Annotated in this window: 22 protein-coding genes, 1 tRNA gene and 1 pseudogene; 10 read left to right on the top strand and 14 right to left on the bottom strand. The window is 67.7% G+C overall.

The features are described 5' to 3' along the window. Nucleotides 1–339: 339 nt before the first annotated feature. The gene (locus B9Y97_RS15380) at nt 340–1,260 is read left to right on the top strand and encodes a hypothetical protein (RefSeq protein ID WP_254900936.1); all 921 of its coding nucleotides are present in this window, start codon (nt 340–342) and stop codon (nt 1,258–1,260) included. A 98-nt stretch (nt 1,261–1,358) separates the two neighbouring features. Here B9Y97_RS15380 and B9Y97_RS18445 read toward each other — a convergent pair. Beyond that, nucleotides 1,359–1,625 (bottom strand): annotated as a pseudogene (locus tag B9Y97_RS18445) (dihydroxy-acid dehydratase); the annotation flags it as partial. Beyond that, nucleotides 1,585–1,671, bottom strand: a tRNA-Leu gene (locus tag B9Y97_RS15370). The pseudogene B9Y97_RS18445 and the gene B9Y97_RS15370, both read right to left, overlap by 41 nt. 138 nt (nt 1,672–1,809) lie before the next feature. Between B9Y97_RS15370 and B9Y97_RS15365 the strand changes: the two genes are divergently transcribed. Beyond that, the gene (locus B9Y97_RS15365; RefSeq protein WP_085527570.1) at nt 1,810–2,388 is read left to right on the top strand and encodes a YqaA family protein; all 579 of its coding nucleotides are present in this window, start codon (nt 1,810–1,812) and stop codon (nt 2,386–2,388) included. Further along, entirely contained in the window at nt 2,385–2,876 is a 492-nt protein-coding gene (locus B9Y97_RS15360; RefSeq protein ID WP_085527569.1) for a disulfide bond formation protein B, read from the top strand. The genes B9Y97_RS15365 and B9Y97_RS15360 overlap by 4 nt, the downstream gene beginning before the upstream one ends. 92 nt (nt 2,877–2,968) lie before the next feature. Here B9Y97_RS15360 and B9Y97_RS15355 read toward each other — a convergent pair whose 3' ends face one another. Next, complete coding sequence (locus tag B9Y97_RS15355) at nt 2,969–3,706, bottom strand: RNA methyltransferase (RefSeq protein ID WP_085527568.1); 738 nt, start codon at nt 3,704–3,706, stop codon at nt 2,969–2,971. A gap of 74 nt (nt 3,707–3,780) precedes the next feature. Here B9Y97_RS15355 and B9Y97_RS15350 point away from each other — a divergent pair, with 74 nt between their 5' ends. Both B9Y97_RS15350 and B9Y97_RS15345 read left to right on the top strand, forming a co-directional pair. Continuing rightward, a complete protein-coding gene (locus tag B9Y97_RS15350; RefSeq protein ID WP_085527567.1) occupies nt 3,781–4,110 on the top strand; it encodes a TfoX/Sxy family protein in 330 nt (109 codons plus the stop codon). 52 nt (nt 4,111–4,162) lie between these two features. After that, nucleotides 4,163–4,783: a thiamine phosphate synthase gene (locus tag B9Y97_RS15345; protein ID WP_085527566.1), complete on the top strand. Its 621-nt coding sequence runs from the start codon at nt 4,163–4,165 to the stop codon at nt 4,781–4,783. Nucleotides 4,784–4,921: 138 nt separating this feature from the next. Here the strand turns inward: B9Y97_RS15345 and B9Y97_RS15340 are convergent, their stop codons facing one another. From B9Y97_RS15340 to B9Y97_RS15330, 3 genes are all read right to left on the bottom strand, one after another. After that, on the bottom strand, nt 4,922–5,761 hold the full coding sequence (locus B9Y97_RS15340) for a lyso-ornithine lipid O-acyltransferase (protein ID WP_085527565.1): 840 nt from the start codon (nt 5,759–5,761) through the stop codon (nt 4,922–4,924). Further along, nucleotides 5,758–6,528 carry an L-ornithine N(alpha)-acyltransferase gene (locus tag B9Y97_RS15335; RefSeq protein WP_085527564.1) on the bottom strand — a complete coding sequence of 257 codons (771 nt, stop codon included), beginning with the start codon at nt 6,526–6,528 and terminating at the stop codon, nt 5,758–5,760. The genes B9Y97_RS15340 and B9Y97_RS15335 overlap by 4 nt, the downstream gene beginning before the upstream one ends. 252 nt (nt 6,529–6,780) lie before the next feature. After that, complete coding sequence (locus B9Y97_RS15330; RefSeq protein WP_085528298.1) at nt 6,781–6,963, bottom strand: DUF3553 domain-containing protein; 183 nt, start codon at nt 6,961–6,963, stop codon at nt 6,781–6,783. Nucleotides 6,964–6,991: 28 nt separating this feature from the next. Between B9Y97_RS15330 and B9Y97_RS15325 the strand changes: the two genes are divergently transcribed. Next, nucleotides 6,992–7,588: a histidine phosphotransferase family protein gene (locus B9Y97_RS15325; protein ID WP_085527563.1), complete on the top strand. Its 597-nt coding sequence runs from the start codon at nt 6,992–6,994 to the stop codon at nt 7,586–7,588. Here B9Y97_RS15325 and B9Y97_RS15320 read toward each other — a convergent pair. The 7 genes from B9Y97_RS15320 to B9Y97_RS15290 all read right to left on the bottom strand — a co-directional run bounded on the left by B9Y97_RS15320 (nt 7,585) and on the right by B9Y97_RS15290 (nt 14,724). Further along, a complete protein-coding gene (locus tag B9Y97_RS15320) occupies nt 7,585–8,838 on the bottom strand; it encodes a glutamate-5-semialdehyde dehydrogenase (protein ID WP_085527562.1) in 1,254 nt (417 codons plus the stop codon). The two genes, B9Y97_RS15325 and B9Y97_RS15320, sit on opposite strands and share 4 nt — an antisense overlap. Before the next feature lie 122 nt (nt 8,839–8,960). After that, nucleotides 8,961–10,067, bottom strand: a complete 1,107-nt coding sequence (gene proB / locus B9Y97_RS15315) for a glutamate 5-kinase (protein WP_085527561.1) — start codon at nt 10,065–10,067, stop codon at nt 8,961–8,963. Beyond that, the gene (gene obgE / locus B9Y97_RS15310; RefSeq protein ID WP_085527560.1) at nt 10,055–11,095 is read right to left on the bottom strand and encodes a GTPase ObgE; all 1,041 of its coding nucleotides are present in this window, start codon (nt 11,093–11,095) and stop codon (nt 10,055–10,057) included. The genes proB and obgE overlap by 13 nt, the downstream gene beginning before the upstream one ends. 148 nt (nt 11,096–11,243) lie before the next feature. Next, nucleotides 11,244–11,780, bottom strand: coding sequence for a GNAT family N-acetyltransferase (locus tag B9Y97_RS15305; RefSeq protein ID WP_085527559.1), 537 nt, complete (start codon nt 11,778–11,780; stop codon nt 11,244–11,246). Nucleotides 11,781–11,945: 165 nt separating this feature from the next. After that, nucleotides 11,946–12,215 carry a 50S ribosomal protein L27 gene (rpmA, locus tag B9Y97_RS15300; RefSeq protein WP_085527558.1) on the bottom strand — a complete coding sequence of 90 codons (270 nt, stop codon included), beginning with the start codon at nt 12,213–12,215 and terminating at the stop codon, nt 11,946–11,948. 12 nt (nt 12,216–12,227) lie between these two features. Then, complete coding sequence (locus tag B9Y97_RS15295; RefSeq protein ID WP_085528297.1) at nt 12,228–12,932, bottom strand: 50S ribosomal protein L21; 705 nt, start codon at nt 12,930–12,932, stop codon at nt 12,228–12,230. A gap of 169 nt (nt 12,933–13,101) precedes the next feature. After that, entirely contained in the window at nt 13,102–14,724 is a 1,623-nt protein-coding gene (locus tag B9Y97_RS15290) for an NAD(P)H-hydrate dehydratase (protein ID WP_085527557.1), read from the bottom strand. 172 nt (nt 14,725–14,896) lie between these two features. Between B9Y97_RS15290 and B9Y97_RS15285 the strand changes: the two genes are divergently transcribed. The 3 genes from B9Y97_RS15285 to B9Y97_RS15275 all read left to right on the top strand — a co-directional run bounded on the left by B9Y97_RS15285 (nt 14,897) and on the right by B9Y97_RS15275 (nt 17,764). Continuing rightward, nucleotides 14,897–15,235: a P-II family nitrogen regulator gene (locus tag B9Y97_RS15285; protein WP_085527556.1), complete on the top strand. Its 339-nt coding sequence runs from the start codon at nt 14,897–14,899 to the stop codon at nt 15,233–15,235. A gap of 52 nt (nt 15,236–15,287) precedes the next feature. Then, on the top strand, nt 15,288–16,694 hold the full coding sequence (gene glnA / locus B9Y97_RS15280) for a type I glutamate--ammonia ligase (protein ID WP_085527555.1): 1,407 nt from the start codon (nt 15,288–15,290) through the stop codon (nt 16,692–16,694). A 224-nt stretch (nt 16,695–16,918) separates the two neighbouring features. Then, nucleotides 16,919–17,764, top strand: a complete 846-nt coding sequence (locus B9Y97_RS15275) for a hypothetical protein (protein ID WP_085527554.1) — start codon at nt 16,919–16,921, stop codon at nt 17,762–17,764. Nucleotides 17,765–17,790: 26 nt separating this feature from the next. Here the strand turns inward: B9Y97_RS15275 and B9Y97_RS15270 are convergent, their stop codons facing one another. Further along, on the bottom strand, nt 17,791–18,615 hold the full coding sequence (locus tag B9Y97_RS15270; protein ID WP_085527553.1) for a heme-dependent oxidative N-demethylase family protein: 825 nt from the start codon (nt 18,613–18,615) through the stop codon (nt 17,791–17,793). 141 nt (nt 18,616–18,756) lie between these two features. Between B9Y97_RS15270 and B9Y97_RS15265 the strand changes: the two genes are divergently transcribed. Beyond that, nucleotides 18,757–20,004, top strand: coding sequence for a bifunctional alpha/beta hydrolase/OsmC family protein (locus B9Y97_RS15265; protein WP_085527552.1), 1,248 nt, complete (start codon nt 18,757–18,759; stop codon nt 20,002–20,004). The last annotated feature ends 101 nt before the right edge of the window (nt 20,005–20,105 follow it).

Here is a 20,105-nt window from a genome sequence, read left to right as displayed (position 1 = left end):
CCGGTGACGTTGTTTCCCCAACGTGAACAAGGCCGGGCAGTCGTGCGGTGAACGGATTTGGGCAGAATTGAGTTAACCCTGCCCCAATTCCGTCACCTTTCACGTTTTCCCTAGCGCGCCAATTGGAACGATTCCCCGCGATCGGTGCAAAATCGGGAACGTTGCCGGCGCGCGGGCCGAATCGTCAGCGGCCCGCTGCGCGGCCCGTCAGGCACCAACCTGCCACGCCGGGAATTCCTTCGGGCACCGCCGCGCGATTCCTGTTAGGCTCGATGCGATGAACCAGGAGACAAGGATTTTGCAATGTGGGATTTTTCTTTTCGGCGCAGCATTTCAATGATGGTCCAGACAATGCCCTTCGTGCTTTTTCGCATGGCGATCTATTTCGGCGCGGCGCTGGCCTATGTGCTGGTCACCGGCACCGGCGCGGGGATCGGCTGGGGGATCGGCGCGCTCGGTGACGAGGGGTTTCGCGCCTCGGCCACCTTCTTCGGCGGGCTGACCGGCTTCGGGATCGTCGCCATCGTGATGTACTGGCTGCGCGAATACATCCTCTACATGGTCAAGGCCGGGCATATCGCGGTGATGGTCGAATTGATCGACAACCGCCCGTTGCCCGAGGGGCGCGGCCAGATCGGCCATGCCCAGGCGATCGTGCGCGAGCGTTTCGGCGAAGCCAGCGTGCTGTTTGCCATCGACCAGTTGATCAAGGGCGTGCTGCGGGCCATCACCGGCCTGATCCGCGGCGTATTCACCTTGTTGCCGGTGCCGGGCATGAAACAGCTCATCACCATCCTGCGCGCCTTCCTGCGCGTGGCTGTCGGCTTCATCGACGAGGTGATCCTCGCCTATGGCATGCGCACCCGCGCCACCGACCCGTGGGCGTCGGCCCGCACCGGGCTGGTGCTCTATGCGCAAAACTACAAGCCGATGCTGAAGAACGCGGCCTGGATCACGCTCTTCGTCTACGGCCTCGCGGCGATCCTGTTTTTCGTGATGCTGGCACCCGCGGCGCTGATCTCCAACCTCTACCCCGGCGGCATGTCGGCAATGGGCGTGGTTGTCGCGCTCATACTCGCGTGGTCGGTCAAGCAGGCGTTGCTCGAACCGCTGGCGGTGGCCTGCCTGCTGCAGGCCTATTTCCGCACCATCGAGGGCCAGGTCGCGAACCCCGAGTGGGAGGACAAGCTGGAGGGCCTGTCGGACAAGTTCGCCAAGATCAAGGACCGCGCAGCCTCGGCCAGCGCCTCGCCGGCGTAAGCCGGGGTCGGTGGCGGGCCGAGGCCGTCAGCGACGGGCGTGAAGCGGTAACGCAGGGCGGCAAGGCGCGCTCCGGCAGCCCATGTCCGGTCGGATCGGGCCTTTCGCCGTGCCAGTTCGGCGTCGTCGATGAGCGGTTCGATCCGCTTGTTGCGCACGGAAAGCCGAATCCGGTCGCCGGTGCGCACCAGCCCGAGCGGACCACCCACCACGGCTTCCGGTGCGACGGAGAACATCGTGCTGAAGGCAGTGCCCGAAAATGGGCTCTGACAAAGCGCCTTCCGGCTGATGAATTCAGGGAAGAAGAATAAAAACAATTTGCTATGGTGCCCGAGGTGGGACTCGAACCCACAAGGTGTTGCCACCGGCGGATTTTGAATCCGCTGCGTCTACCGGTTCCGCCACTCGGGCACGGGCACGGGCACACCTCTAGCCTCGCCCCCCGGATCCGTCAATTGCGAGAATGCGATGCCGCGGCCTGAATCGCGCCTCCCGGCCTTGACCCCGTCGCGCCCCCATGCTGCAAAGCATCGACACCTGGGGCCCGACATGCTGCGCAGACTCTATGACTGGACGATCCGGCTTGCCGAGAGCCCCCGCGCCCTCTGGGCACTGGCTCTCGTCGCTTTCCTTGAAAGCTCGGTTTTCCCGATCCCGCCCGACGTGCTCATGATCCCGATGATCATCGCCGCCCCCCGCCGCGCCTTCGTGATCGCCGGGGTGGCGCTCGCGGCGTCGGTGGCCGGCGGCGTCCTCGGCTATTTCATCGGCTGGGGCCTGTTCGAGAGCGTCGGCCGTCCGGTGCTCGAATTCTACGGCAAGGATGCCTATTTTGAAGAGTTCAGCCAGAGCTACAATGCCTTCGGGGCATGGGCGGTGCTGATTGCGGGCGTCACCCCCTTCCCCTACAAGGTGATCACGATCCTCTCGGGCGTCACCGGGCTCAACTTCGCCGTCTTCATGGTCGCCAGCGTCTTCGCGCGGGGCCTGCGATTCTTCATCGTCGCCGCGCTGTTGTGGAAATTCGGGGCCCCGATCCGCGATTTCATCGAACGTCGGCTCGGGCTGATGTTCATCCTCTTCGTCATCCTGCTGCTCGGCGGCTTCTACGCGGTGAAATACCTATGACAAAGCTCACCTCGCGCCACTTCATCCTCGCGGCCATGCTGTTCTCGGTGCTGTCGTCGCTCGGGGCCTGGGGCTTCCAGGCGCTCGGCTACGAACCCTGCCAGTTGTGCTACACCCAGCGCTACCCGCATTACGCCGCTGTGGTGATCGGCGCGCTGGCGCTGGCCACGGGCTGGCACCGGCTGGCCTGGGCCGGCGCGCTCGCGGCGGCCACCACCGCGGTCCTTGGCTTCTACCACAGCGGGGTGGAGCGCAAATGGTGGCCCGGTCCGGCCTCCTGCTCGGGCGGCGGCGACATCTCCGGCCTCACCCCCGAAGAGCTTCTGGCCCAACTCACCGCGACCGACTTCGTGCCTTGCGACGAGATCCCCTGGCGATTGTCCGACGCGATCCCCTGGCCGCTGCTCGACATCACCATGGCCAACCTCAACGCCCTCGGCTCGGCCTTGGTCGTCTTCGTCTGGATCGCCGCCGCGCGCCGCGCCTGAGCACTTCTTGGGTCCTGAAATACCTTGGGGGTTTGGGGGTGAAACCCCCAATGAAACAAGGCAGCGCGGCGCAGCCGCACCGCTTGACCAACTCAGCCGCGCTGGCGCAGAATCTGGCGCAATATGCCGTGCAGCCGCTGCACATCGGCGCGGCTGAGCCCGAGCCGGGTCCACATGTTGCGCAAGGTCAGCTTCATCCCCTCGGCCTTGGTCTCGGGAAAGAAGAACCCCGCCCGCTCCAGCTCGGTCTCGAAATGATCGGCCAGTTTCTCGACCTCGATCGCCTGCGCGAAATCGGTGTTGGCCAGAACCTCGTGCGCCACCTCGCCGCCCAGCCTGCGCCATTCGTAGGCCACCAGGAGCACGGTCTGGGCGAGGTTGAGGGAGAAGAAATCGGGGTTCACCGGCACGGTGATGATCGCGTTGGCGCGCGCGATATCCTCGTTTTCAAGCCCGGCCCGTTCGGGGCCGAACAGGATCGCCACCTTGCGCCCGGCAGACGTCATCGCGCGGGCCTGCTCCATCGCCCGCTCCGGGCTGATCACCGGCTTGGCGAGTTCGCGCCCGCGCGCAGTGGTGGCAAAGACATAGTCGCAATCGGCGATCGCGGCGGGCAGGGTGTCAAACAGTCCGGCGGCGTCGAGCACCCGCCCGGCACCGGAGGCCATCGCCGCCGCCTTCGGGTTCGGCCAGCCGTCGCGCGGGGCGACGATCCGCATCCGGTCCAGGCCGAAGTTCAGCATCGCACGCGCCGCCGCGCCGATGTTTTCGCCCATCTGGGGCCGCACCAGCACGATCGCCGGCGCCGCCTGATGTGAGTCCTCGCTCATGTCTGGCCTTCCCTGCTGCCGCGCCGGGGTGATAGGCTCAAAACCAGGGGCAACGCAAGCGGGGAGGGAGCGCGATGTCTTACGATGAGGGACTGGCCGACCTGATGCGCGGCGATTTGACCGACACCCCGGGCATCAGCGAGAAGCGCATGTTCGGCGGCCTTGCCTTCATGCTCGACGGCAACATGCTCTGCGGCGTCCACCCCGGCGGGGCGATGTACCGCGTCGGCAAGGACAACGAGCCTTTCGCACTGGCGATCCCGGGGGCGCGCGAGATGGCCTTCACCGGGCGGCGGATGGGCGGCTTTGTCGAGCTTGACGACGAGGCGATGGCCGACGACACCCGCCGCACGAGGGTTCTCGATCTCGCCTTCGACTTCATCCGAACCATGCCCGCGAAGTAGCCAAGCGCGGCGAAACCGGCTATAGCGCGGCAAACCGACAAGGAGCCGCCAGATGGCCGATACCGAAGAGCCGCAGATCTACCTCGTCACCCCGCCCGAGATCGATCTCGCGAGCTTCCCCGATGTCCTCGCCCAGGCCCTCGACACCGTCGAGATCGCCTGCCTGCGCCTCGATCTCGCGACCCGCGACGAAGAGTTGATCGCGCGCGCCGCCGATGCCTGCCGCGAGGTCGCGCATGGCCGCGACGTGGCGCTGGTGATCGCCGATCACGTGCTGATGGTCGAGCGCCTCGGGCTCGACGGGGTGCATTTTTCCGACGGCGCGCGGCACGTGCGCAAGGCGCGCAAGGATCTCGGCGGCGATGCCATCATCGGTGCCTTCTGCGCCGCCTCGCGGCACGACGCGATGACGGCGGGCGAACACGGCGCGGATTACGTCGCCTTCGGCCCGGTCGGCGCAAGCCAGCTCGGGGTGGGCAGCGTCGCCGAGCACGAGTTGTTCGAGTGGTGGTCGCAGATGATCGAAGTGCCGGTGGTGGCCGAGGGCGGCTTCACCGAAGAGCTGGTCCGCAGCCTCGCGCCGGTGGCCGATTTCCTTGCCTTCGGTGAAGAGATCTGGCGCGCGGACGACCCGGCGGCGCACCTCACACGCCTCGCCGCCGCGCGGCGCTGACCGGGCACCGGGCCCGGAACGCCCGCGCCCCGGCTTCTTGGGTCCGGAAATACCTCGGGGGGTGAATTGGCCGTGAGGCCAAGAGGGGGGCAGCGCCCCCCTCCCCGCGTCGTCCCCGGCGCAGCCGGGGGCGAAACCTCAGAACGCCCCCTTGGCGATCTCCAGGTTCAGGGGCGCGCGCACGGCCTGCTCGCAATGGGCCGCCAGCGCCTTGCGGTCGGCGAAGTCCGACACCGCTACCGGCGCGTGATAGACCAGTTCCACCGACCCCTGCGGCGATTGCGCCAGCACCTTCAGCAGGTGCGGCCCCATGTCCTGCGCGCCCCACCAGCCGAAAAACCGCGCATCGCGCCCCTTCGGCGCGCGGTAGATCACGGTGACCGGCTGGACCTGCATCCAGCCGCGCAATTCTTCGTCGAAGAAGGCGGCAAACAGCGTGGTCTTGAACGGCAAGACCCGGCGCGAGTCGGTCGAGGTGCCCTCGGGGAAGAACAACAGCTTGTGGCCGAGCGCCAGCCGCTCGCGGAACAACGCCACCTGCGCCCCGGCCTCGCGCCGCTCGCGCTTGATGAAAACCGTGCCGGTGGCCTTGGCCAGCAGGCTGATCCCCGGCCAGCCGGCAACCTCGGCCTTGGAGACGAAATAGACCCGCTTGCGCGCGTTGAGCACGAAGATATCCAGCCACGACGCATGGTTGGCCACCACCGCGCCCTTCTCCTGCATCTGCTGGCCGGTGACGCTGAGCCGCAGCCCGAGGATCGCCAGAGTCAGCCGGCAGACGCCTTGGGTGATCCAGGGCGTGAGCGGGCGCCGCAGGCCATAGAGCGGCTTCTCGATCAGGCGCAGCAGATACATCGCCAGCAACCCGGTGCCGATCACCGCGACGACCGCGCCCCCCCTGAGCCCGGCCCTGATCCAGCCAAAGAGCGACAGGTGCACCGGTTCGGGGTCGGAGCCGTCCTTCCAGACCACGCTCACGCCAGATCCCCGCGGGCATACATCGCGCGGGACTTGGCCGGCACCCGGGCGATATCGACCACCACGCAAACGTCGGTGGTGTTGAACGGCGCGTCGATGAAGGCCCCCTCGCCAACGAAGCCGCCAAGCCGGATATAGGCCTTGATCAATGCCGGCACCGCGCGCATCGCCTCCACCCGGTCGATCCCGGCTGCCGGCACCAGGTCCATGCGCTGGAAGTGATCGGGCAGCGCGCGCACCCGAAGCTCCGGCGGCGCGAGGTGGCCGTGGTGCAGGAGCGAGAGCGGCTGGGCCAGCGGCGCGGGATCGGTGCCGTGAAACGAGGCCACGCCGAACATCACGTCGATCCGGTGGCGTTCGACATAAGCCAGCAGCCCGCGCCACAGGTGCATCAGCGCCGCGCCGCCGCGATAGTCGCGATGCACGCAGGATCGTCCCAGTTCCAGCAATCGCCGCCCCGAGGCTTTCAGAACGCTGAGATCGTATTCGCTCTCGGAGTAATAGCGCCCGACCTGTTGCACCATGTCGTCGCGCATCAACCGGTATACCCCGACAGCGGGTGCCCCCGGACGGGCCTTGTCGATCAGCAGCAGGTGATCGTAATGCGCGTCGAAGGCATCGCACTCCAGCCGGGCCTCGTGATCGACGAGCACACCGTCGCCGCCCAGTTCCGCCACGAACACCTCGTAGCGCAACCGCTGGGCCGCGCGGATGTCGGCTTCGTTCCTGGCCAGCCTCAGCTCGAAATCCGGTCTGTGCCCTGCCATGCCCCCGTTTCTCCCTCGCGCGCCGTCCGTAGCATCCTGCGAAAACCCGACGCGGTTCTCCACAAAACGCGAATTCCCCCATCCGCACCGCAACGCCCGGCTCCGACCCGGTCTCATGAATTGTTCGCAACGCTTTAGGTTGCCGCTTCGGCTTTGGCAACCGGCTGGCGGCCAGATCGCCCTTGTATCGCGCAAAGAGTGTGCTAGCGTTCCTCGATGAAGCTCAAGATTGTATCGCGCCGCGGATGTGACTCACGTCTCGACAACAAGATCCAGCTCCACGCGGGCGATGTCGATCACCACCTTGCCCGCATGTTCGAAGTTCACCGTCACCTTGCCGCCGATGTTCGACTGCACCTGTCCGCGCCCCCAGTCGGGCTGGCCGGGGTGGCGCACCAGCATGCCCGGCGCCAGCATCGATCCATAGCCGCTCATCCTGTCCTTCCTTTCCCCGGAGCCGCCCATGCAAGACGCGTCCCCCGATCTCGTTGCCCTCGTCGGCTCGCGCATCGCCCATGATCTGGCAAGCCCGCTCGGGGCCATCGCCAACGGGGTCGAACTGCTTGCCCTCACCGGGCAGGTCGCCGGCCCGGAATTCCAGCTTGTCGCCGAGAGCGTGGCGAACGCGACCGCAAGGATCAAGGCCTTTCGCATCGCCTTCGGCGCGGCGTCGCCCGGTCAGCACGTGAAAGCCGGCGAGATCGCCGCAATATACCCCCCCGGCAACGGGCTCCGCCGGCTGGCGGTGGACTGGACGCCGCCGGACGATGTGCCCCGCGGCCTCGCCAAGCTCGCGATCCTGGCGCTGATGTGCCTTGAAACGGCCTTGCCGCGGGGCGGGCGGGCCCGGGTGAACACCGGCGGCGATAGCTGGGCGGTGACCGGCTCGGGCGCGCGCCCTGCCCTGCCCGCTGGCCTGTTGGCCGCGCTCGACGGCCGGGCCCCGGACGACCTCGCCCCCGCGCATGTGCATTTCGCGTTGCTCGCCAACGCGGCCCGCGCCCAGGGCCGCAGGGTGCATCACGCCATCGGCGCGGACGAGATCACCCTCGCATTCTAGGGCCGCACCGTGCCGTCGCCCTCGACGATATACTTGAAGCTGGTGAGTTGCTCGGCCCCCACCGGCCCGCGCGCATGCAGCTTGCCGGTGGCGATGCCGATCTCCGCCCCCATCCCGAACTCGCCGCCATCGGCGAACTGGGTCGAGGCGTTGCGCATCAGGATCGCGGAATCGACCCGCTCGAAGAACCGCGCGGCGGCACCGTCGTCCTCGGTGAGAATTGCTTCGGTGTGATGCGAGGAATAACGCCGGATATGCTCGATCGCGCCGTCGATGTCCTCGACCAGCTTCGCCGCGATCACCGCGTCGAGGTATTCGCGCCCCCAGTCGTCGTCGCTGGCTGCGACGCTGCCCTTCAGCCCCGGCCCGGCCCGCACCTCGACGCCCGCCGCGATCAACGCGTCGATCACCTGCTGGCCGAGCGCCAAGGCGTCGCGGTGCACCAGCAGGCACTCCGCCGCGCCGCAGATGCCGGTGCGCCGGGTCTTGGCGTTCATCACCACCGCCAGGGTCTTCGCCGGGTCGGCCGCCTTGTCGATATAGACATGCACGATGCCCTCGAGATGGGCAAAGACCGGCACCCGCGCCTCGCGCTGGACGAGGCCCACCAACCCCTTGCCGCCGCGCGGCACGATCACGTCGACGAAGTCCACCATCTGCAGAAGCGCGCTCACCGCTGCCCGGTCGCGCGTCGGCACGAGCTGGATCGCGTCCTCGGGCAGCCCCGCCGCCCGCAACCCCTCGACGAGGCAGGCATGGATCGCCCGGCTCGAATGGAAGCTCTCCGAGCCGCCGCGCAGGATCACCGCGTTGCCCGCCTTGAGCGTGAGCGCGCCGGCGTCGGCGGTCACGTTCGGCCGGCTCTCGTAGATCACCCCGATCACCCCGAGCGGGGTGCGCACCCGCTTGATGTGCAAACCCGAAGGCCGGTCCCATTCCGCCATCACCTGCCCGACCGGGTCGGGAAAGCCCGCCACCGCGCGCAACCCCTCGACGATCCCGGCGATCCGGTCCTCGTCGAGCATCAGCCGGTCGATCATCGCCGGGCTCAGCCCCTTCTCGCGGCCGAACTCCAGATCGCGCCCATTGGCTTCGATGATCTCACCCCGCCGCGCCCAGACCGCATCGGCCGCCGCCTCCAGCGCCGCGGCCTTGGCCTCGGACGTGGCAAAGGCCAGCGCCCCGGCCGCCGCTTTCGCCCGCACCCCGATCTCGCGCATCATCGCGTGAATGTCCTGGCCCTTGTCCATCGCCCTGTCCTTTCACATCGTCCCGTCTTCTTGGGTCCGAAAATACCTCGGGGGTTTGGGGGTGGAACCCCCAATCCAACAATCGAGCGCGCCGAAGGCGCTCCGCTTCATCCCGCCGGCTCTCAGAGCGCCATGTCGTCGCGGTGCACGAGCGCCGCCCTTCCCGGGTAGCCCAGCACCGCCTCGATCTGGTCCGACCGTTTGCCGATCAGCGCCCGCGCCTCCCCGGCTGTATACCGCACGAGACCCGCGCCCAGGCGGCTGCCGTCGGGGCCGAGGATATCGACCGGGTCGCCGCGCCCGAAGGCCCCGTCGACCTCGACCACGCCCGCCGGCAGAAGCGAGGTGCCGCGCGCCAGGGCCCGCGCGGCACCGGCGTCGATCTGCACCGCGCCGCGCGGCTTCATCGACGCGATCCAGTGCTTGCGGGCCGAGGCCGGCGTCAGCCGGGCCTTGAACAGGGTATGCGGCGCGCCGGCGTCCAGCGCCTGCAGCGGGCGGCTCCGCGCGCCCTCGGCGATGATCAGTGCGCAGCCTGCCGCGGTGGTGGTTTTCGCCGCCATCACCTTGGTTTTCATCCCGCCCTTGGAGATTCCGCTCACCCCGTCGCCGGCCCGGGCCTCGAGCTCGGGGGTGATCTCGTCCACCACCTCGTAGCGCCGCGCGGTCGGGTCTGTCTGCGGGTTGGCGGAATAGAACCCATCGACATCGGAGAGCAGCACCGCGAGGTCGGCACCGATCGTCACCGCGACCTGCGCCGCCAGCCGGTCGTTGTCGCCAAAGCGGATCTCGTCGGTCGCCACGGTGTCGTTCTCGTTGACGATCGGCACGATCCCGAAGCCGAGCAGGGTTTCCATCGTCGCCCTGGTGTTGAGATAGCGCCGGCGGTCGGCGCTGTCTTCCAGCGTCACCAGCACCTGGGCCGCGGTGATCCCGAGCGGCGCCAGCGCCTCCTCGTAGGCGCGCGCGAGCCGGATCTGGCCCACCGCTGCCGCGGCCTGGCTCTGTTCGAGCGGCAACCCGCCCCGGGGCAGGCCGAGCACCCCGCGCCCGAGCGCGATCGACCCCGAGGAGACCAGCACCACGTCCGCGCCGCCCGCCTTCAGCGTCGCCACGTCTTCGGCCAGCCCGGCGAGCCAGTCCGCGCGCAAGGTCCCGGTGGCGGCATCGACGAGCAGGGCCGAGCCGATCTTGACGACGATCCTGTGCGCCTGGGTCAGGGCTGCCACGACGCGTCCTCTTCGCCCTCGGCCTGCTTGCTCCGCAGCCGGCCCGCGTCGATCCGCGCCCGCAGGCTGCGCAGAACCTCCGTCACCCCGGCGCGCGAGACCCCCGACATCACCATGACCGTGCCGCCGCAGGCTTGTGAAAGCGCCGCGCGCTTCTCCTCGATTTCCTCGTCGAGCAGGGCATCGGCCTTGTTGAGTACCGTCACCCGGGGCTTGTCGGCCAGCGCACCGCCATAGGCTTCGAGTTCGTGAATGATCGTCGTGTAATCCGCCACCACGTCCTCGGCGGTGCCGTCGACGAGGTGCAGGAGCACCGCGCAGCGCTCGACATGGCCAAGAAACTGGTCGCCCAGCCCCCGGCCCTCGTGTGCGCCCTCGATCAGCCCGGGAATATCGGCAACCACGAACTCGACGCCATCCACCCCGACGACGCCGAGGTTGGGCACCAGCGTGGTGAACGGGTAATCCGCGATCTTCGGCCGGGCGTTCGAGGTGGCGGCGAGAAAGGTCGATTTGCCCGCGTTCGGCAGGCCCAGAAGACCGACGTCGGCGATCAGCTTGAGCCGCAGCCAGATCGTGCGCTCGATACCGGCAAGGCCGGGGTTGGCGCGGCGCGGGGCCTGGTTGGTGGCGGTCTTGAAATGCAGGTTGCCGAAACCGCCGTTGCCACCCTTGGCCAGCACGATGCGCTGCCCGACCTCGGTGAGATCGGCGATCACGGTTTCCTCGTCCTCGTCGAGCACCTCGGTGCCCACCGGCACCCGCAGCACGATATCGTCGCCCGAGCGCCCGGTGCGCTGGCTGCCCTGCCCCGGGCGGCCGTTCTCGGCGAAGAAATGCTGCTGGTAGCGGAAATCGATCAGCGTGTTCAGCCCGTCGACAGCTTCCACCACCACGTCGCCGCCACGCCCGCCGTCGCCGCCATCGGGCCCGCCGTATTCGATGAACTTCTCGCGCCGAAACGAGATGCAGCCATTCCCGCCCGAGCCCGAGCGGATGTAGACCTTGGCGAAATCGAGGAACTTCATGGGTGCCGCCTTTTCAACTGGCTCTTGCGATAGTGGGAAACCGCACGGGCCTCAAGGGGCGCGCGAAATCCGCGGCGGATTTCGCCACGGAATGCGCCGCGCATTCCGTGGCGGTTTGCGCCGCGCAAACCGGCCCCGGCGGCGGCGGTCAGCCCATCTTGCGCAGGTAGGTCCATGTCGGCACGTTGGTGCCACGCGCCAGCGAATGTGCCTCGGCGTCGCCGATGTAATCGAACTTTGCATTGGTGAGCACGCGCGCCGACGCCGGGTTGTCCTGGAACACTTCGGCAAACAGGGTCTCGTTGCCAAGCGGATTGGCCTCGACCAGCGCGCGCACCGCTTCCGAGGCGATGCCGGTGTTCCAGAATGCCGGTGCCACCCAGTAACCCAGTTGCGCCTGTCCCCGGTCCATCCGGGTGAGGCTGATCACGCCGAGCACCTCGTGGCCCTTCTCGCCGCCGTCCATCACCCAGACATCCTCGACCCGGTCCGGGGCATGGGCACGGGCGACATAGCCCTCGACCGCGCCCGGCGGCATCGGGTGCGGGATCGAGCGCGCGCCCTCGGCCACGCGCCGGTCGCCGGCATAGAGCGTGAGCAACCCGATATCGCCGCGACGCGGTGGCCGCAGCTTGAAGCGCTCGGCCTCGATCACCGATTGATCCGAAATGGTTTCCTGCATCATCCGCCTTCCCTCCCATGACATGCCTTTGCGGGTATATGGGCGTTGCGCCGGCCCGCAGGCCGCCTCCTCTCGCAACGTTGATCCCCTTGCCCGTGCTGAATACGAAAAAGGGGGACCGGTTCTTCGCCGATCCCCCCTGAATGTGCTTGCTGCTTCGGGTTCGGCTTACTCGGCGGCCTCCGGTACCGGCATCACCGAAATGAAGGTGCGGCCCTTGAGGCCCTTGCTGAACGACACCTTGCCCTCGACGGTCGCGAAGATGGTGTGATCCTTGCCCATGCCGACACCCTCGCCCGGCCACATCTTGGTGCCGCGCTGACGGATGATGATGTTGCCCGGGATCACGGCCTGGCCGCCGAACTTCTTGACGCCGAGGCGGCGACCGGCAGAGTCGCGCCCGTTGCGGGAGCTGCCGCCTGCTTTCTTGTGTGCCATCTCGCTCTCTCCTTACTTCGCCAGCTTCTTGGCCTGTTCGACCCAGCCTTCACGCTCGATCCGGCCCTTGAAGCTCAGTTTCTCGTCGAATTCCGCGATGTCGGCCTCGGTCCACGCAGCGATCTGCGCGAACGAGGTCACGCCGGCCTCGAGCAGTTTCTTCTCCAGCGCCGGGCCAACACCCGAAAGCTGCTTGAGATCGTCGGCACCGGCGGCGGGCGCATCGGCCTTGGCCGCAGCCTTCTTCTCGGCCTTCTTCTCGGCTTTCGGCGCAGCCTTCTCGGCTTTCGGCGCGGCCTTCTTCTCGGCCTTCGGTGCGGCCTTCTTCGCCGGTTTTGCGGCGGCAGCGGCGTAGGCGAAGCCCGACACCGAACCGGCGCCCACGGCAGCCATCACACCCGATTTGTCGGCGCCCTTCTCGAGCACGTCGGTCACCCGCAGAAGCGTAAGCTGCTGGCGGTGGCCCTTGGTGCGCTTGGAGCCGTGCTTACGGCGGCGCTTGACGAAATGGATGAGCTTTTCGCCCTTGATCTGGTCGATCACCTCGGCCTGGACGCCCGCGCCCTCCACGAGGGGGGAGCCCACCGTCGCGCCGACCATGAGAATCTCGTTGAACTGAACCTTGTCGCCGGCATTGGCCGCAAGCTTTTCCACGCGCAGCACGTCGCCGGCCTGGACCTTGTATTGCTTGCCACCGGTCTTGAGGACCGCAAACATCTGGCATTCCTTCATTTCTTCCGCGTCCTTCGGCCCCGGCCCTGCCGGCGTCATGGCTTTCGCCGCCTCGAACTGCGCGCCCCTCGGGGGCGTGGTTTCAACCTCCGGACGGGGCCCTCCCGGTCCGGAAGCCCGGCTTATCCTCGGGAAAGCGGTGGAAGTCAAGTCGTTATGGGGGCCAAACCACGCCTGCCGCGCCCGGCTCCGGCGCGATGCCGGACGCGATGAGGCCACGCAACACCGCGGGCAGAACCTCCGGCAAGTCCTCGGCAATCAACCCCGGCCCGAAGGCGCGCGCCGCCTCGGTATGCAGCCAGGCACCGGCCTTGGCGGCGGCGAAGGCGGAGAAGCCGCGCGCCATCAGCCCGGCGATCAGCCCGGTCAGCACGTCGCCTGCCCCCGCCGTTGCCAGCCATGGCGCGGCGCGATCATAGGCCGCGACATTCACCGCCACGCGCCCTTCGGGCGTGGCGATCACCGTGTCGGGCCCCTTGAGCAGCACCACCGCGTTCGAGATCGCCGCGGCCGCGCGGGCCGCATCGAGCCGCGACGGGGCCGGGCCGTGCCGCGCCGGACCATGCAGCCCCGCAGCGATGTCGGGAAACAGCCGGGCGAATTCTCCGGCGTGGGGCGTGAGCACCGCCTTGCCATGCAATATGGCGAACAATGCGGCGGGATCATCGGCGAAGGCGGTGAGCGCATCGGCATCGAGCACGACGGGGCGCTGCGCGGCGAGCGCGACCGGCACCAGCAGGCGCGCACGCCCGCGTCCCAGTCCCGGCCCAAGCGCAAGCGCGTTCAGCCGGTCGTCGTCGAGCAGGTGTTCGAGTGCGGCGGCATCGTCGACCCCGGCCAGCATGATCGCGGTGAGCTGGGCGGCGTTCTCGGCCATCGCTTCCCACGGCACCCCGAGTGTCACCAGCCCCGCGCCCACCCGGAGTGCTGCGCGCGCGGCGAGCCGCGCCGCGCCGCCCTTGCCCGCACCCCCCGCGAGCACCAGTGCGTGGCCGTGTCCGTATTTGTGCGCGCCCGGGTGTGCCGCCTTGTCGAGCCGCCCGGCATCGGGCGGTTCCACAATGGCGGCAAGCGTCTGCACCCCGTCCACCCCGAGCGCGGCGCGATGCTGCGACGCGGTGAGGCCGATATCGGCGACAACGGCCCGGCCACACCTTTCGGGCCCTTCGGCGAGCACATGCCCGGCTTTCAGCGCGTGGAAGCTCACCGTCAGGGTGGCGGCCGCCACGCCATCGCCCTCGGGCGGCACCAGCGGGCGGCCCGAATCCATGCACAAACCCGATGGCGCATCGACCGCCAGCACCCGGCCGCCGCCCCAGGCCATTTCCGCCAACGCATTGGCCGCCCGCGCCGCCGTGCCTTCGAGCGGGCGGGCAAGCCCGGTGCCGAACAGCGCATCCACCGCCAGATCGGCCTTGCCGAGGGCGGCGAGCGCGTCGTCGAGGCTCTGCACCGCACCGAGAGCGGCCCACAGGTCGTGATTGGTGCGGGCGTCGGGCGGCAGCCGGTCGGGCCTTCCGAGCAGACCGAGGCGCACCTCCCAGCCCGCCTTTGCGAGCAGCCGGGCGATGACAAAGCCATCGCCGCCATTGTTACCGGGGCCGCAAAGCACCACCGCCAGCCCGGGCCGCGTCGCGCAGTCCGGCCAGTGCGCGACAAGCGCCTCCAGCACGCCCGCGCCGGCGCGCTCCATCAACTCGAGCCCGCTGACCGCACCGGAGGCGATCGCCGCGCCCTCGATGGCGCGCATTTGGGCAGATGTCAGCAGAATGGCCATGCTTGGCCCTCCTATTCTTCATTTTCCGCCCGGTTTGGCGGCTCTTTGCACAAAATTTATGCAACTTCGCTGGAATCCTGCGCCGCACCAGTCTACCACGACCCTATCCAATTGAGGCCGCCCTGTGAAAGTGGTCACTGGGCGGCGAACCTGAACCCACGGGGGAAAGACCATGAAAAAGATTGAAGCCATCATCAAGCCGTTCAAGCTCGACGAGGTGAAAGACGCGTTGCAGGAGATTGGTGTGCAGGGGCTGTCGGTCATCGAAGTCAAGGGCTTCGGTCGGCAGAAGGGCCATACCGAGCTGTACCGCGGTGCCGAATACGTGGTCGACTTCCTGCCGAAAGTGAAAATCGAGGTGGTGCTGCCGGCCGACCAGGTCGATGCCGCGATCGAGGCGATCATCGCCGCCGCCAAGACCGACAAGATCGGCGACGGCAAGATCTTCGTCACCCCGGTGGAACAGGCGATCCGAATCCGCACTGGAGAAACCGGCCTCGACGCCGTCTGACCGGCCCCGTGAGCGCCAAACCCCAAACACTGAAACCAAGGGAAAATGTCAAATGAACAACGCTGACGTTCTCAAGCTGATGTCGGAAGAAGACGTCGCCTACGTCGATATCCGCTTCACCGACCCGAAGGGCAAGCTTCAGCACGTGACCGTGGTCGCCGATCTCGTCGACGAGGATTTCCTCGAAGAGGGCTTCATGTTCGACGGCTCCTCGATTGCCGGCTGGAAGTCGATCGAGGCTTCCGACATGAAACTGATGCCCGATCCGGCCTCGGCCTATATCGACCCGTTCTATGCCGAGAAGACGCTGTGCCTGCATTGCTCGATCGTCGAGCCCGACACCGGCGAACCCTACGAGCGCGATCCGCGCGGCACCGCGCAGAAGGCCGAGGCCTATCTCAAGTCGACCGGGATCGGCGATGCCGCCTATTTCGGGCCGGAAGCCGAGTTCTTCCTGTTCGACGACGTGCGCTACTCGGTGACGCCGCACAAGGTGTCGTTCCAGCTCGACGCGGTCGATGCCGCCTGGAACACCGATACCGAATACGAGATGGGCAACATGGGCCACCGCGCCCAGCACAAGGGCGGCTACTTCCCGGTCAACCCGATCGACGACGCCCAGGACATCCGCTCCGAAATGCTCTCGACGATGAAGCAGATCGGCATGAAGGTCGACAAGCACCACCACGAGGTGGCGAGCGCCCAGCACGAGCTTGGCCTGATCTTCGACAGCCTCACCACCCAGGCCGACGAGCTTCAGAAATACAAGTACGTCATCCACAACGTCGCCGCCGCCTACGGCAAGACGGCCACCTTCATGCCCAAGCCGATGAAGGGCGACAACGGCTCGGGGATGCACGTCAACATGTCGATCTGGAAAGACGGCAAGCCGCTCTTCGCCGGCGACAAGTATGCCGATCTGAGCCAGGAAGCCCTGTGGTTCATCGGCGGCATCCTCAAGCACGCGAAAACGCTCAACGCCTTCACCAACCCGGCGACCAACTCCTACAAGCGCCTCGTGCCCGGTTTCGAGGCCCCGGTGCTGCGCGCCTACTCGGCCCGCAACCGCTCGGGCTGCGTGCGTATCCCGTGGACCGAGAGCCCGAAGGCCAAGCGCGTCGAGGCCCGCTTCCCCGATCCCGCCGCCAACCCCTACCTCGCCTTCGCGGCGCTGCTGATGGCTGGCCTCGACGGGATCAGGAACAAGATCGACCCGGGCCCGGCGCAGGACAAGAACCTCTACGATCTGCCGCCGGAAGAGCTGCATGACATCGAGACCGTCTGCGGCTCGCTGCGCGAGGCCCTCACGGCGCTGGAAAACGACCACGATTTCCTGCTTGCGGGCGACGTGTTCACCAAGGACCAGATCCAGGGCTATCTCGATCTGAAGTGGGAAGAGGTCTATGCCTACGAGCACACCCCGCACCCGGTGGAATACCTGATGTATTACAGCTGCTGATCGCGGCGACAGACCGACCGGAAGGGGCGCCCGAGGGGTGCCCCTTTCTTCTGCCCGGCACCTCGTTTTCGGTGCGACGGAAACAATCCCGCCCTTGGGGGCGTGATTTGCGCCCAAATGGTGTCCAACGTTGGACCCGGGTGGATCAATAACCCTGAAAATTTCAAATTGTAGACGAATTCTTGGGATTACCTGCGGTTGACCTGATGGCAGGAGGACCGGAAATGAACGGGATCGCCAACAGTACGATTGCCGCGTTGTGTTACGCAGAAGACAGTAAAATAGACTTCCCGGCCCTCTCGCATGAACTGGGGCGGGCGCTCTGGGCCAATCCCGAGGGACAGCTCGATATCGAGGCGGCGTATGACGATTTCGTCGTCTACGACCTCGCGACGATGCGGATCTGCCTGGCCTCGACCAGGCTGGCCGAAACCTGCGACGAGTCCGGCGCGGCCCCGCGCTTTGCCGAATGTATCGTGGTCTCGGTCGGACCCGGCCCCGAAGGCGCGCCCGCCGGACCGAATTTCGAGGACCGCGCGGCGATATGCCAGGGGCTGGCGGACCGGATCACCGCGCATGGCGCGCCCGAGCGGCTGATCGTGCGCGAATACCCCGGTGCCTTCGACGCCGATGCCCACGACAAGCTGGTCGACGACATCGCCACGCCGCGCGCGCGCAACCTTGCCGCGCCGCACGATTCGCAGACCGAAGAGTTGATGTGGGAGATGGCCCGAAAGGCCTGGAACGGCGAGCCTGAACCGCAGCGCGAAAACGCCGAGGTGATTGATATCACCCCTTACGTGGAACCAGGGGCCAAGCCCGCGACCGAAGAAAACACGCTGTGGGACCCCGACCCGGAGGCGCAGCCGATCGTGCACCGCGCGGCGGTCAACTCGCTCAACGCGGCGATGCTGGTCTTCGCCCTGCCGGTGGGCGCAGCGCTGCTCACCCTGGCGGTGCTCGGGCGCGAAAGCCTCGGCTTCTCCGCCCGCACCACCGCGATCACCGGCTCGGTGATGGGCATTTCGCAAAGCGGCGTCGGGCAGACATTGCTGTCTTACCTGAGCTGATTGCCCCGGCCGACCGGGCCGGGGCCTCAGCCGACCGCCGAAAGCCCGGCGAGCGCCGCGCGATCCTCCGGCGCGAGCGCATCCATCTCCAGAACATAGCTGTGGATCGAAAACACCACCGCGCGGCTGCGCTCCAGCCGCTTGAGCACCTGCCGCTCCATCCGCAGAAACCGCGGCCCCTCCGGCGCGAGCTTGCGCGCCTCGCCCTCGCGGCGCGGCTGGTGCAGGGCCGGGTCGCCGTAGACGAGATAATTCGCCCGCCAGATCGGCCGATCCGGCTGCAACCCGTCGAACAACCGTTGCACCCGGCGCGCGATATTGCCGTCGTAATCCGGCACCGGCACGTGGATCGTGGTGAGCGGGCGCAGGAATTTCTGCTCCAAGGTCCAGCTTGCCGGAAAACAGAGCACCGCGCCGGTGAGCAGGTGCTCGTCGCCCGCGTCCGGCTTTTCGAGGAGCACGAGATCTTCCTGCACCAACCGCCCGGCGGTGGCGAGCGGATCGGTGCGGTCAAGCGGCACCTCCACGCCATCGGGCCGGACCACGCTCTGTGCCCCGATCACGTAGCCGGGCTTGGCCGCGACCTCCGCGAGCACCGCGCCCAGCAGCTCCTCCGCCGCCGGGCGCGCGGCCTCGTCAAGCGCCAGCACCGCCGCGCGCCGGTTGGCGATCAGCGCGTCACGCAGGCGCATCTGCGCGGCAAACACCTCGTCGACGCGCAGCCAGTCGCCGGGTGCCACCGGGTTCAGCCCCGGCAGGCGGCGGGTCTTTTCCTCGGCCCATGGCCTGAGCGGGAGGTGTTGGTGCAGCGGTGCCCCGAGGGGAACCTGGATTTGCGAGCGCGTGGTCATCGGGCGAAGATGACCCCGGTTCCTGAGCGCCGCAAGCCCCGTTGCGACAATCACCCGCCTTGCCGCGGGCGCGGTCGACAGGTCTTGTTTCCGTCCGCGATGCCGCCCACCTTGCACTCGACCCCAAAGGATTGACCCGACATGAAAACCGAGCCCTTCACGTTTCCCGGCCACGATGGCGGCACGCTGGCCGGGCGGCTCGATCTGCCCGAAGGCGCGGTGCGCGCCACGGCGATCTTTGCCCATTGCTTCACCTGCACCAAGAACATCCTGCCTGCCCGGCGGATCGCCGCGCGGCTGGCCGAGGCCGGCATCGCCGTGCTGCGTTTCGATTTCACCGGGCTCGGTGACAGCGAGGGCGCGTTCGGCGAAACCACGTTCGCCTCGAACATCTCCGATCTCGAAGCGGCGGCGGCGGCGCTGGCCGAGCGTGACCTGGCACCAAGCCTGATGATCGGGCATTCGCTCGGCGGCACCGCGGTGCTCAAGGCCGCGGCCCGGCTCGACGGGGTCAGGGCGGTGGTGACGCTGGGCAGCCCCGCCGCCCCCGACCATGTGGCCCGCAATTTCGCCTGCCGGCTCGAGGAGATCGAGGAAAACGGCGTCGCGGAGGTTGATCTTGGCGGGCGCAAGTTCAACATCTCCAAGGACTTCCTCGACGACATTCAGAGCCAGGATCTCAATGCCGCAATCCACGATCTGGGGGCCGCGCTGCTGGTGATGCACGCCCCGCGCGACATGGTGGTGGGGATCGACAATGCCGCCGAGATCTTCAAGGCGGCGCGCCACCCCAAGAGCTTCATCACGCTGGGCGACGCCGACCACATGATCAGCCGGGCAGAAGATGCCGAGTACGCCGCCACGGTGATCGCCGCCTGGTCCGGGCGCTACCTCGGGCTCGATCTCGCCGCCCCGGCGACAAGCGCGATGCCCGCACCGGCAAAGCCCGCCCCCGAGGGCACCGTGCGGGTGCGCGAGATTGACCCGGAGGGCTTCACCCAATCGGTCGCGAACGGGCCGTGGCACGGCTTCATCGGCGACGAGCCGGAAGACGTGGGCGGTGCCAACAAGGGGCCGAACCCCTACGCGCTGCTCAAGGCCGCGCTCGGCACCTGCACCTCGATGACGATGCGGATGTATGCGCGGGTAAAGAAATGGCCGGTGAGCGGCATCAGCGTCGATGTCACCCACCGCAAGGAACCGGACGAAGACGGCGCGAAGGACGACCGCGGCCGACCGCTCAAGGTGGATATCTTCACCCGGCGGATCACCCTCGAAGGCGATCTTGACGACGACCAGCGCAGCCGGCTGCTCGAGATCGCCGACCGCTGCCCGGTCCACCTCACGCTGCACCGCGCAAGCCGGATCGAAACCGAGGTCGCGGGCTGAGGCGGGCAGCCGGTTTGCACACCGGCGCAACCGACTGGGTATTTCGGTCATGATCCTGCGCCGCCCCGGTTTCCCCCTTGACCTGCGCGCGCACCTGCCGG

It is taken from the genome of Maritimibacter sp. HL-12 (assembly GCF_900177545.1).
Lineage (GTDB): Bacteria > Pseudomonadota > Alphaproteobacteria > Rhodobacterales > Rhodobacteraceae > Sinisalibacter.
Note: the sequence above shows the minus strand (reverse complement) of the source record. Positions and strands in the feature narration are given on the sequence as shown.

Bases quoted from the DNA above. Each gene is read 5' to 3' on its own strand.
- B9Y97_RS15305 (WP_085527559.1), bottom strand. From the start codon at position 11,780: ATGATGCAGGAAACCATTTCGGATCAATCGGTGATCGAGGCCGAGCGC.
- B9Y97_RS15355 (WP_085527568.1), bottom strand. From the start codon at position 3,706: ATGAGCGAGGACTCACATCAGGCGGCGCCGGCGATCGTGCTGGTGCGG.
- B9Y97_RS15365 (WP_085527570.1), top strand. From the start codon at position 1,810: ATGCTGCGCAGACTCTATGACTGGACGATCCGGCTTGCCGAGAGCCCC.
- B9Y97_RS15285 (WP_085527556.1), top strand. From the start codon at position 14,897: ATGAAAAAGATTGAAGCCATCATCAAGCCGTTCAAGCTCGACGAGGTG.
- B9Y97_RS15290 (WP_085527557.1), bottom strand. From the start codon at position 14,724: ATGGCCATTCTGCTGACATCTGCCCAAATGCGCGCCATCGAGGGCGCG.
- B9Y97_RS15330 (WP_085528298.1), bottom strand. From the start codon at position 6,963: ATGAGCGGCTATGGATCGATGCTGGCGCCGGGCATGCTGGTGCGCCAC.
- rpmA (WP_085527558.1), bottom strand. From the start codon at position 12,215: ATGGCACACAAGAAAGCAGGCGGCAGCTCCCGCAACGGGCGCGACTCT.
- B9Y97_RS15270 (WP_085527553.1), bottom strand. From the start codon at position 18,615: ATGACCACGCGCTCGCAAATCCAGGTTCCCCTCGGGGCACCGCTGCAC.
- B9Y97_RS15275 (WP_085527554.1), top strand. From the start codon at position 16,919: ATGAACGGGATCGCCAACAGTACGATTGCCGCGTTGTGTTACGCAGAA.
- B9Y97_RS15320 (WP_085527562.1), bottom strand. From the start codon at position 8,838: ATGGACAAGGGCCAGGACATTCACGCGATGATGCGCGAGATCGGGGTG.
- B9Y97_RS15380 (WP_254900936.1), top strand. From the start codon at position 340: ATGGTCCAGACAATGCCCTTCGTGCTTTTTCGCATGGCGATCTATTTC.
- obgE (WP_085527560.1), bottom strand. From the start codon at position 11,095: ATGAAGTTCCTCGATTTCGCCAAGGTCTACATCCGCTCGGGCTCGGGC.
- B9Y97_RS15265 (WP_085527552.1), top strand. From the start codon at position 18,757: ATGAAAACCGAGCCCTTCACGTTTCCCGGCCACGATGGCGGCACGCTG.
- B9Y97_RS15360 (WP_085527569.1), top strand. From the start codon at position 2,385: ATGACAAAGCTCACCTCGCGCCACTTCATCCTCGCGGCCATGCTGTTC.
- B9Y97_RS15335 (WP_085527564.1), bottom strand. From the start codon at position 6,528: ATGGCAGGGCACAGACCGGATTTCGAGCTGAGGCTGGCCAGGAACGAA.
- B9Y97_RS15325 (WP_085527563.1), top strand. From the start codon at position 6,992: ATGCAAGACGCGTCCCCCGATCTCGTTGCCCTCGTCGGCTCGCGCATC.
- B9Y97_RS15350 (WP_085527567.1), top strand. From the start codon at position 3,781: ATGTCTTACGATGAGGGACTGGCCGACCTGATGCGCGGCGATTTGACC.
- B9Y97_RS15345 (WP_085527566.1), top strand. From the start codon at position 4,163: ATGGCCGATACCGAAGAGCCGCAGATCTACCTCGTCACCCCGCCCGAG.
- B9Y97_RS15295 (WP_085528297.1), bottom strand. From the start codon at position 12,932: ATGTTTGCGGTCCTCAAGACCGGTGGCAAGCAATACAAGGTCCAGGCC.
- glnA (WP_085527555.1), top strand. From the start codon at position 15,288: ATGAACAACGCTGACGTTCTCAAGCTGATGTCGGAAGAAGACGTCGCC.